This is a genomic window from Corallococcus sp. AB030 (genome assembly GCF_003668965.1).
Lineage (GTDB): Bacteria > Myxococcota > Myxococcia > Myxococcales > Myxococcaceae > Corallococcus > Corallococcus exiguus.
On sequence record NZ_RAWQ01000043.1, the window covers coordinates 42,047 to 52,356 of the forward strand.

The window sequence follows — 10,310 nt, forward strand, 5'->3', positions numbered from 1 at the left end:
CCTCGCATGACACGCGTCTCCCCCTCTTCCATGGCGCGCGCCCTGCTTCTCCTGGCCGCGCCGCTCCTGCTGCTCTCCTCCTGCTTCCAGGCCACCACGGTGGACTGCCCCGCCGGGCTGGTGTGTCCGGACGGCCTGAAGTGCGCCGCGAACCAGGCCACCTGCATCTCCACGGAATGTGGCGACGGCGTCGTCCAGGACCACGAGCAGTGTGACGACGGCAACATCGTGGATGGCGACGGCTGTAGCCGCGACTGCAAATCCACCGAGACCTGCGGCAACGGCGTCGTGGACCAGGTCACGAAGGAGAAGTGCGACGACGGCAACACCCGGGACGGCGACGGCTGCAGCGCGGACTGCAAGTCCAACGAACTGTGCGGCAACGGCGTCACGGACACGGCCGTGGGCGAGAAGTGCGACGACGGCAACAACGCCAGCGGCGACGGCTGCAGCGCGGACTGCCTGTCCAACGAGACGTGCGGCAACGGCTACACCGACCCCACGAAGGGTGAGAAGTGCGACGACGGCAACACCGTCAGCGGCGACGGGTGCAGCGAGGACTGCCGTTCCCAGGAGAGCTGCGGCAACGGCTACGTGGACGTCGCCAAGGGTGAGAAGTGCGACGACGGCAACAACATCAACGGCGACGGGTGCAGCTCCGACTGCAAGTCCAACGAGACGTGCGGCAACGGCGTCCTCGACGTCATCAAGGGTGAAATCTGCGACGACGGCAACAACGTCAGCGAAGACGGTTGCAGCGCGGACTGCCGGTCCGCGGAAGGCTGCGGCAACGGCGTCCGCGACGGCGAGGAGCAGTGCGACGACAAGGGCGAGTCCGCCACCTGCAACCTCAACTGCACCGTGCGCGTCTGCGGTGATGGCATCGTCAACCGGACCGCGGGCGAGGCGTGCGACGACAAGGGCGAGTCCGCCTACTGCAACGCCAACTGCACGCTGCGCGCCTGCGGCGACGGCGTGGTGAACACGTCCTCCGGCGAGCAGTGCGACAACCCCGGCCCCGTCAACAGCCCCGCCTGTGACGCGGACTGCACCATCGCCTTCTGCGGCGACGGCTTCACCAACATCACGCGCGGCGAACTGTGCGACACGGCGGGCAACTCCCGCACGTGCAACGCGGACTGCACGCCCGCGGCCTGCGGCGACCGGTACCTCAACACCGCCGCGGGTGAGCAGTGCGACGACGGGCCCAACTCCGCCATCTGCGACGTGGACTGCACCCCCGTGGCCTGCGGCGACGGCGTCACCAACACGGCGGCGAAGGAGCAGTGCGACGACGGCAACACGCGCGACGACGACGACTGCCTGGGCACCTGCAAGCCGAACATCTGCGGCGACAGCGTGGTCAACGTCAACGGACCGGACCGCCCGGAGTCCTGCGACGACGGCAACACCCGCACGGAGACCGCGTGCGACTACGGCACCGCCACCTGCCAGGCGTGCAGCGGCGACTGCAAGACGGCGCTCAATCTCCAGGGCAACGTCTGCGGCGACAACGTGAAGGACGCCACCAACGAGGCCTGTGACGACGGCAACACCGAGACCGAGGACGCCTGCCCCTACGGCACCGCCAACTGCAAGGTGTGCCGCTTCGACTGCAAGGAGAGCCTGTCGCGCACGGGAAACATCTGCGGCGACAACGCGAAGGACCCGGACCACGAGGCCTGCGACGACGGCAACACCAAGACGGAAGTCGCGTGCGACTACGGCCAGGCGAGCTGCCAGAAGTGCAGCGGTGACTGCCAGACGGCGCTCAATCTCCAGGGCAACGTCTGCGGCGACAACCAGCGGGACATGACCCACGAGGCCTGCGACGACGGCAACACCACCACGGAGACCTCCTGTCCCTATGGCGTGGCCAACTGCCAGACGTGCAGCGGCGACTGCAAGCAACTGCTGGCGGTGAAGGGCAACGTCTGCGGCGACGGCGTGGCGGACCTGGCCCACGAGACGTGCGATGACGGCAACACCACCACGGAGACCGCCTGCCCCTACGGCGTGGCCAGCTGCCAGCGGTGCAGCAGCGACTGCCAGACGCTCCTCCCGCTCACGGGCAACGTCTGCGGCGACGGCAAGCAGGACCCCAGCTCCACGAACGAGGTGTGCGACGACGGCAACACGCAGACGGAGTCCTCCTGCCCCTACGGTCAGGCGAGCTGCAAGGTGTGCCGCGGCGACTGCAAGGAACTGGTCTCCGTCACGGGCAACGTCTGCGGCGACGGCGTGCTGGACTCGGCGAACGAGGCCTGCGACGACGGCAACACCACCACGGAGACCGCCTGCGCCTACGGCACGGCGAGCTGCAAGCGGTGCAGCAACGACTGCCAGACGGTCCTCTCGCTCGAGGGCAACGTCTGCGGCGACGGGGTGGTGGACGCCAACGCCTCGAATGAACTCTGCGACGACGGCAACACCCTCGCCTGCGGCTCATGCAGCGCCAACTGCAAGGTGCAGACGCTCCAGGCTGCGACGGGCACCATCACGGCCACGGCGAGCTCGAACCTGGTCGACGAGGAGACGTTCACCATCAGCGATGGCATCAACACGCCGGTCACCTTCGAACTGGACCGCGACAACAAGCTCAAGAACGCCGCCAACCAGCGGGTGGTCGTGGCGAACGGCACGCCCGCGACGCAGATCGCCCTCGTCATCCGGGACGCCATCAACGCGGTGGAGGAGCCGTTCGAAATCGGAGCCACGGTCGTCACCGGCTCCATCACCGTGAACGTCGCCCACAAGCTGAAGGGCTCCATCGGCAACCAGGCGATGACGGAGAAGGTCGCCAACAACAACTTCAAGGTGAGCGGGATGAACGGCGGCAGCGGCTACGACTGCCCCCAGGGCACGAAGTGCGTGGGCAACGAGGACTGCGCCCTCGACCTGGTGTGTGGGGCCAGCAAGACCTGCGTCGCCGCCCCCTGAGCGGCTTCCCAGACGTGTGACATCCCTCTTGAAACAGGGATGTCACACGTCTTGACGCGCTGGGCCATGTCTTGCGTCACACGCGAGCGGGCCCGGGGGCGCGAGTGGGGGAACGTGCGGTTGACTTCACTGTCGTGGGGGTGGTGAACCGGACGGGCCCCGGGTAGTCGCGGGCCCGGTGGCCTTGCAGCGGTCGTGACCCTCGCTTGCCGCGTCTGGAGCCACATCCATGATGACCCCTCCCCGTCGTCACCGCCGGAGCCCCTGGCTCACGCGGTGGCATCCCCTTGTCGCCGTGGGCTTCGCCTCGGCGCTGGTCTCCTGCGCCTCCCCGGAAACACCCGCCGAAGTCCCCGCTCCCGCCGCGCCCGCAGTGGAGGACACCGCGCAGCGTGAGCAGGAGCTGCTCTCCTGGACGCTGGGGGCGAAGTACGACGCCACGCAGGCCAACATCAACTTCAACATCTACTCGTCGCGCGCCACGCGCATCGAGCTGTGGATCTACAAGACGGCCCAGGGCGCGAGTCCGGCCGCGACGTACGTGATGACGCAGAACGCGACGACCAAGGTCTGGTCCAAGTCCGTCTCCGTCGCCACGCTGAAGAACAGCTACGGCGTCACCGGCACCGTCTATTACGGCTACCGCGCGTGGGGCCCCAACTGGACGTACGTCTCCACCTGGAACACGACGACCAACAGCGCGTTGGGCTTCGTCGCGGATGTGGACTCCGCGGGCAACCGCTTCAACCCGAACAAGCTCCTGTGGGACCCGTACGCGCTGGAGCTGTCGCACGACCCGGTGAACCCCAACAACGCGGACGGCACGGTGTACGCGTCCGGCCCGTTGCACCGCTACAAGGACAGCGGTCCGTTCGCGCCCAAGGGCATCGTGCTCGCGCCGGACACAACGGCCACCGGCACCAAGCCCACGCGCGCCTTCAAGGACGACGTCGTCTATGAGGTGCACCTGCGCGGCCTGACGAAGCAGGACACCGGCTCCGGTTTGGATGCCGCCTGCCTGGGCACCTACAAGACCGCGGGCCAGAAGGCCGCGCAGCTGGCGACGCTGGGCGTGACGGCGGTGGAGTTCCTGCCGCTGCACGAGACGGACAACGGCAACAACGACGCGGTCGCGAGCACCGCGGGCGACAACTACTGGGGTTACATGAACCTCAGCTACTTCGCGCCGGACCGCCGCTACGCGTGCGACCAGACGCCGGGCGGCCCCACGCGCGAGTTCAAGAGCATGGTGAAGGCGTTCCACGACGCCGGCATCAAGGTGCTGGTGGACGTGGTCTACAACCACACCGGCGAAGGCGGCGGGTGGATCAGCGGCGACCCGAGCACGTACAACGTCATGTCGTACCGGGGCCTGGACAACCCCACGTACTACAGCCTGACGAAGGACATGAAGTTCAACTGGGACAACACGGGCGTGGGCGGCAACTTCAACACGTTCAACCCCACGGCCCGCAACGTCATCCTGCATTCGCTGTCGTACTGGAAGGACACGCTGGGCGTGGACGGCTTCCGGTTCGACCTGGCGTCGGTGCTGGGCAACATCTACGAGCACGAGACGACCACGCACAGCGGCTACGAGTACAACCGCGACAACGCGAACACGGCGCTCAACCAAATCACCACGCAGCTGGATCCGCGTCCGGAGGCGGGCGGCGCGGGCACGGACTTCATCGCGGAGCCGTGGGCCATTGGCGGCAATTCCTACCAGGTGGGCAACTTCCCGGCGAAGTGGCGCGAGTGGAACGGCGCGTTCCGCGACACCTTCCGCAAGGACCAGAACCAGATGGGCGTGGAGAGCATCAAGCCGTCGGACCTGGCCACGCGCTTCGCGGGCTCGTCGGACCTGTACTCGGATGACGGCCGCAAGCCGGCGGCGTCCGTGAACTTCATGGTGGCCCACGACGGCCTCACCTTGAAGGACATCTACTCGTGCAACAGCAAGAACAACAGCCAGGCGTGGCCCTACGGCCCGTCCGACGGCGGCGAGGACAACAACCACAGCTGGGACCACGGCGGCAACGCGGCGCTCCAACGCCAGGCGGCGCGCAACGGCATGGCGTTCATGATGCTGAGCGCGGGCGTGCCCATGCTGACGGGCGGCGACGAGTTCCTGCGCACGCAGTACTGCAACAACAACGTGTACAACCTGGACTCGAACAAGAACTGGCTGGACTACGCGTGGACCACGGACCAGTCCAACTTCCGCACGTTCACCCAGAACCTCATCGCGTTCCGCAAGGCGCACCCCGCGCTGCGCCCGGCGGAGTTCTACAAGACGAACGACAACAACGGGAACGTGATGGAGCAGCACCGCTGGTTCAAGCCGGATGGCTTCGTGCCGGACGCGGCATACTTCAACGACGCGACCCAGCATGCGCTGGCCTACCGCATCGACGCGACGGAGTTCTCCGGTGAGACGGTGAGCGCCATCTACGTCGCGTACAACGGCTGGTCCGCCAACGTGAACTTCCTGCTGCCGTGGCCGGGCAACGGCAAGCAGTGGTACCGCGTGACTGACACGTGCTCGTGGGCCGAGGGCCCGAACCAGGTGGTGCTCAACCCGGGCAGCACGAACCTGATTGGCGGCGAGGCCACGAGCTACGGCCTGTGCGGCCGCGGCGTGCTGGTGCTGGTGGCCAAGTAGCGTGAAGGCCGTGGAGGGCCCGGCGCTCCCTGGGGGCCGGGCCCTTCGCGTTGGAGTGGGCGAGGAGGCGGACGCTGGCGGGCCTTGATGCCCGTGGCGGGCCCCGCCAGGGACGGAGCGCCATCCTCCCGGCATGGAACGCCACTTCAAGGATGGACGGTTCGAGTTCGCCCGCCTGGGATTGCTGGGCGCCGCGTACCGGGGGCTCTCCGACGCGGGAGAGGTCCTCGTCACGCTGGACGGGATTCCGGACGGGGACCGTGAGGCGTGGGTGCGGGAGTTCATCGCCCTGGCTGAGCGGCTGGAGCGCCAGGCCCACGCCAGCGCCGCCAGCGGACATCGCGCCAGTGCACGCTCGGCGTTCCTGCGCGCGAGCACCTACTTCCATGAAGCTTCCGCCTGCGCGCCCGGCACCTCGCGGCCGGAGCGGTTCCGCGCGCTGTGGCTGCGGCACCGGGACTGCTGGGACCGCGCGGCCGCGCTGTTCGAGCCGCCTGTCGAACGGGTCTCCATTCCCTACGAAGGCATGTCGCTGGAGGGGTACTTCTTCCGGCCGGTGGGGGGCAATGGCGCGCGAAGGCCCACCGTCATCCTGAACAACGGCAGCGACGGGCCGGTGACGTCGATGTGGAAGGACGGCGGCGCGGCGGCGGTGGAGCGCGGCTGGAACGCGCTGACCTTCGACGGGCCGGGCCAGGGCGCGGCGCTGCACCGGCAGGGGCTGCCCTTCCGCGCGGACTGGGAGCGCGTGGTGACGCCGGTGATGGACTGGCTGCTCACTCGCGCGGAGGTGGATCCCCGGCGCATCGCGCTGCTCGGCGTCAGTCAGGCGGGCTACCAGGTGCCTCGCGCGGTGGCGTTCGAGCACCGCGTGGCGGCGGCGGTCGCGGACCCTGGCGTGATGCGGGTGGGGGATTCGTGGCGCGAACACCTGCCTCCGGAGATGACGCGGTTGCTGGACGCGGGAGAGAAGGAGACCTTCGATGCGTTCATGGCCGAGGGACTGAAGGACCTCCCCGCCGAGCGGGCGGAGCTCCAGTGGCGCATGGCGCCCTATGGAACGCGCTCGCCCTTCGACGCATACAAGGCAGCGGAGGCGATGCACCTGGACGCGGAGATACTCGCGCGCGTTGGCTGTCCAATGCTCATTACTTCGCCGGACCATGAGCAGTTCTGGCCGGACCAGTCCGAGGAACTGCACGCCGCGCTGAAGGGCTCCACGCTGCTGCGATTCACGGAGTCAGAGGGCGCCAGCTGGCACTGCGAGCCCGCGGCGCCAGCACTGCGGGACGAGCGCGTCTTCGACTGGCTGGAGCGGACGCTGCACACCGCGCACGCGTGACGGCGGGCCGATATAAGGCCGCCATGGCCCAGGACGACAGCGCGGTGGTGAAGCGGCTCCAGCAGGAGGACTCGTTCGAGAAGGAGACGTTCGAGGGGTTGGACCTCCAGCACGTCGACCTGGGTGACAAGGAGTTCTACCGGTGCACCTTCGTGAACTGCGAGCTGCAGGAGAGCCGGTGGAAGGAAGCGCTGCTGGAGGCGTGCATGTTCCAGGGCTGCAACCTGACGCGCGCGAACTTCAACGCCATCCGGTTGCGGGACGTGCGCTTCGAGGGCTCGAAGCTGATGGGCATCGACTGGACGGGCGTGGCGGCGAACCCGGAGGCGAACTTCGAGGAGTGCGCCATGCCCTACAGCTCGTTCGTGGGGCTGAGCCTGCGCCAGACGTCCTTCGTGCGCTGCGTGGCGCGGGAGGCGAACTTCTTCGACATGGACCTGACGGACGCGGACTTCACCGGCGCGGACCTCACCGGCAGCAACTTCCGCGGCTGCACGCTGACCCGGACGGACTTCTCCGGGGCCACGGGCCTGGTGCTGGACCCCGCGCGCAACAAGCTGAAGGACACGCGCATCCCGCAGGACACGGCGATGTCCGTGGTCCATGAGCTGGGGATGCGCGTGGAGGGCTACCACGCGAAGCCGGCGGGACGCGGCGGGGCGAAGAAGACGGGAGCGAAGCGGTGAGGGATGGCACCCCGTTCGACCCGGTCGCCGTCGCGCGGATCGCGGTGATGGTGAGGACGGGGCGCATCGGGCTCCAGCGGCTCATCGCCTGGGCGGATGCGTGGGTGATGAAGCTGGACGCCCCACCGCTCTGGTTGCTGGAGCTGTGCACGGTGCCCGGGATCGACAGGGCGCACGGGTTGCTCCTCGACATGCCGGGCATTGCGCAGCTGGCCACTGTCGAGGAGCGGGACGTGGAGGACGCGGACCACCTGGCGAGCCTGTTCCTTCGCCACCGTGACGGTTCCATCTCCTGGGGTGACTTCCTCCTGCGGGCAGGCGAGTACCTGGATGGCAAGAGCGGCCACCGGCAGTGCGAGGAGTTCTACATGCAGCTGAACCTGCTGGAGCGCATGGGGTTTCCGGAAGCCCTGGTACAGGCCCAGCGCGAGGACATCGAGCGCAGCCTCGTGGACGCGCTGGTGCGGATGGAGGCCTCCCACCGGCGGTTCGAGGCGGAAGCGCGCGGGGACTAGGAAGCCCGTCCCGCCAAGCGGCGGCAGGCGGAGGACTTCACCGCGAGGTACACGCGCAGGCCCGGTGCGATGTGCAGCTCGCGCACGGCGACATGCGTGAGACGGACCACCCAGCGCACGCCCGTGACGTCCACGTGGGTCGCGCACTCCCCTGCCCCTGCGTCCTCCAGCTTCGTCACCGTGCCTTCGAGCACGTTGCGCGCGGAGACGCCGGTCAGCGGTCCGGTGGACAGGAGGATGTCCTCGGCGGGAATGGCATAGGCGGCGCGGGTGCCCTGGGGCAGCTCCGGCGCATCTGGCACCCAGAGGGACAGGCCGTCCGTGACTCGCAGCCGCGTGCCTCCGGATTCGGGACGCTCCAGCGCGCCTTCGAGGATGTTCTCCTCGGGCTCACCGGTGAGCAGGCCTCGCGCCACGGTGCCCAGCACCGTGTCCGCCGGGCCCACGGCCTTCACCGTGCCGCCATCCAGGAGTAGGGCTTCGCGGGCCAGGGCCCGTGCTTCGCCGAGCTGATGGGTGACGTAGAGCAGGGGCACGCGGGCTTCGTCGCGCACTCGCAGCAAGTACGGCAGCACGCGCTCCTTCAACGCGACGTCGAGCGCGGCCAGGGGTTCATCGAGCAGCAGCAGCGCCGGGTCGGTGGCGAGCGCCCGCGCCAGGGCGACCCGCTGCTTCTCGCCACCGGACAGCGTCACCGGGTAGCGGTGGAGCAGCGGCTCCAGCTCCAGCAGGTGCACGGCTTCGTCCACGCGTGACGTCCGTCCGGCGCGCACTCCGAAGCGCACGTTCTGTCCGGCGGTGAGGTGCGGGAAGAGCAACGCATCCTGCGGCACGTAGCCCATGCGGCGCGCTTCGGGCGGCACGTCGATGCCCGCAGCCGTGTCGAGCAGCACGCGGTCATCCACCACGACGCGCCCCGTGGCGCCTCGCCGCAGGCCCGCGAGCACCTCCAGCAGTGACGTCTTCCCGGAGCCAGAGCGCCCCAACACCGCTACCGACGCGGATGTGAAGCGCGCTTCGACCTCCAGCGTGAAGCGCGCCAGGGGCAGCCTGAGTGACAGCTCCATCACGGACGTGCGCCTCCTGTTCGCGTGGCGCCTCGTACGTCCTCCGCGGACATGTGGCGTCTCGAAGCCGCCGGCCCGGATTGCCTGGGCTTCACGCGAGCCCCCGCGCTCCGCGCCGCCGCGTCACCACTTCCGTCACGTACATGGCCCCGAACGCGAGCACCACCGAGACGCCCGCGAGCTTCAGCGCCTCCGCGTCCTGCCCCACCTGCGTGCGCTGGAAGATGGCCAGGGACAACGTCTGAGTGCTGCCTGGGATGTTGCCCGCCACCAGCACCGTCGCGCCGAATTCACCCAACGCCCGCGAGAACGCGAGCAGCGCGCCCGTGAGCACCCCGCGCCACGCCAGCGGCAACGTCACCCGGAAGAAGGCCCGCGTGCGCGTGTCCCCCAGCGTGCGCGCCACCGCCACCAGCCGGGGATCCACTTCCTCGAAGCCCGCGCGCGCGGAGCGCACCAGCAGCGGGAACGCCATCACCGCGCTGGCCAGCACCACCGCCTTCGGCGTGAACACCACCTCCACGCCCAGCGCATCCAGCATCCGTCCCAGCGCCGAGTCCCGCGCGAGCAACTCCAGCAGCACCAGGCCCACCGCCGTCGGAGGCAGCACGAGCGGCAGCGCCAGCAGCGTCTCCACCACGCCGCGCCCCGGGCCCTTCCAGCGCGCAAGCGCGTACGCCGCCGCCACGCCCGGCACCAGGATGAGCGCCGTGGACAGGGCCGCCACCGCCACCGTGAACAGCACCAGCCCTGTCAGTCCTTCGCCCATCACGGCGCGGGATGCCCCTTGCCCGCGTCAGGCATCCCGCCGCGAGTCCCGGACGGGGCGTTCTGGAGCACACCTGCATCCGGCGCCGCCTTCGCCGCGCTCGCGTCCAGGAAACCCAACCGGCGGAACTCCTTCCGCGCTCCTTCCGTCTGGAGGAAGCGCACGAACGCGAGACCGCCTTCCGGCGCCTTGCCCTGCGTCAGCGCCGCCGCCGGATACACGATGCGCGGCGCATCCCCCTCCGGCACCGTGAACACCACCCGGACCTTCTTCGATTGCGCCGCGTCCGTCGCGTACACCACGCCCGCGTCCGCCCTCCCCGCCTC

General features: G+C 69.1%; 8 protein-coding genes. 5 read left to right on the forward strand and 3 right to left on the reverse strand.

All coding sequences use genetic code 11. The features are described from left to right. Positions 1–6: 6 nt before the first annotated feature. The 5 genes from D7Y15_RS13695 to D7Y15_RS13715 all read left to right on the forward strand — a co-directional run bounded on the left by D7Y15_RS13695 (position 7) and on the right by D7Y15_RS13715 (position 8,148). A complete protein-coding gene (locus tag D7Y15_RS13695; protein WP_120575897.1) occupies positions 7–2,940 on the forward strand; it encodes a DUF4215 domain-containing protein in 2,934 nt (977 codons plus the stop codon). Between the two features lie 229 nt (positions 2,941–3,169). Beyond that, the gene (locus D7Y15_RS13700) at positions 3,170–5,605 is read left to right on the forward strand and encodes an isoamylase (RefSeq protein ID WP_121752853.1); all 2,436 of its coding nucleotides are present in this window, start codon (positions 3,170–3,172) and stop codon (positions 5,603–5,605) included. A 133-nt stretch (positions 5,606–5,738) separates the two neighbouring features. Then, positions 5,739–6,947, forward strand: coding sequence for a S9 family peptidase (locus D7Y15_RS13705; protein WP_121752854.1), 1,209 nt, complete (start codon positions 5,739–5,741; stop codon positions 6,945–6,947). Between the two features lie 23 nt (positions 6,948–6,970). Continuing rightward, positions 6,971–7,633 carry a pentapeptide repeat-containing protein gene (locus D7Y15_RS13710; RefSeq protein WP_121752859.1) on the forward strand — a complete coding sequence of 221 codons (663 nt, stop codon included), beginning with the start codon at positions 6,971–6,973 and terminating at the stop codon, positions 7,631–7,633. Next, positions 7,630–8,148, forward strand: a complete 519-nt coding sequence (locus D7Y15_RS13715) for a hypothetical protein (protein ID WP_121752855.1) — start codon at positions 7,630–7,632, stop codon at positions 8,146–8,148. Before D7Y15_RS13710 ends, D7Y15_RS13715 begins: the two co-directional genes overlap by 4 nt. On the opposite strand, the gene modC is transcribed toward D7Y15_RS13715, so the two are convergent. The 3 genes from modC to D7Y15_RS13730 form a co-directional block, all read right to left on the reverse strand. Next, positions 8,145–9,215, reverse strand: a complete 1,071-nt coding sequence (modC, locus tag D7Y15_RS13720; RefSeq protein ID WP_121752856.1) for a molybdenum ABC transporter ATP-binding protein — start codon at positions 9,213–9,215, stop codon at positions 8,145–8,147. The two genes, D7Y15_RS13715 and modC, sit on opposite strands and share 4 nt — an antisense overlap. 91 nt (positions 9,216–9,306) lie before the next feature. Next, positions 9,307–9,984: a molybdate ABC transporter permease subunit gene (modB, locus tag D7Y15_RS13725; RefSeq protein ID WP_121752857.1), complete on the reverse strand. Its 678-nt coding sequence runs from the start codon at positions 9,982–9,984 to the stop codon at positions 9,307–9,309. After that, positions 9,984–10,310: extracellular solute-binding protein (locus D7Y15_RS13730; RefSeq protein ID WP_233604940.1), on the reverse strand; the 327-nt coding region annotated here is incomplete at its 5' end. The genes modB and D7Y15_RS13730, both read right to left, overlap by 1 nt.

Coding starts and splice junctions, on each gene's coding strand:
- D7Y15_RS13710 (WP_121752859.1), top strand. CDS start 6,971: ATGGCCCAGGACGACAGCGCGGTGGTGAAGCGGCTCCAGCAGGAGGAC.
- D7Y15_RS13700 (WP_121752853.1), top strand. CDS start 3,170: ATGATGACCCCTCCCCGTCGTCACCGCCGGAGCCCCTGGCTCACGCGG.
- D7Y15_RS13705 (WP_121752854.1), top strand. CDS start 5,739: ATGGAACGCCACTTCAAGGATGGACGGTTCGAGTTCGCCCGCCTGGGA.
- modC (WP_121752856.1), bottom strand. CDS start 9,215: ATGGAGCTGTCACTCAGGCTGCCCCTGGCGCGCTTCACGCTGGAGGTC.
- D7Y15_RS13695 (WP_120575897.1), top strand. CDS start 7: ATGACACGCGTCTCCCCCTCTTCCATGGCGCGCGCCCTGCTTCTCCTG.
- modB (WP_121752857.1), bottom strand. CDS start 9,984: ATGGGCGAAGGACTGACAGGGCTGGTGCTGTTCACGGTGGCGGTGGCG.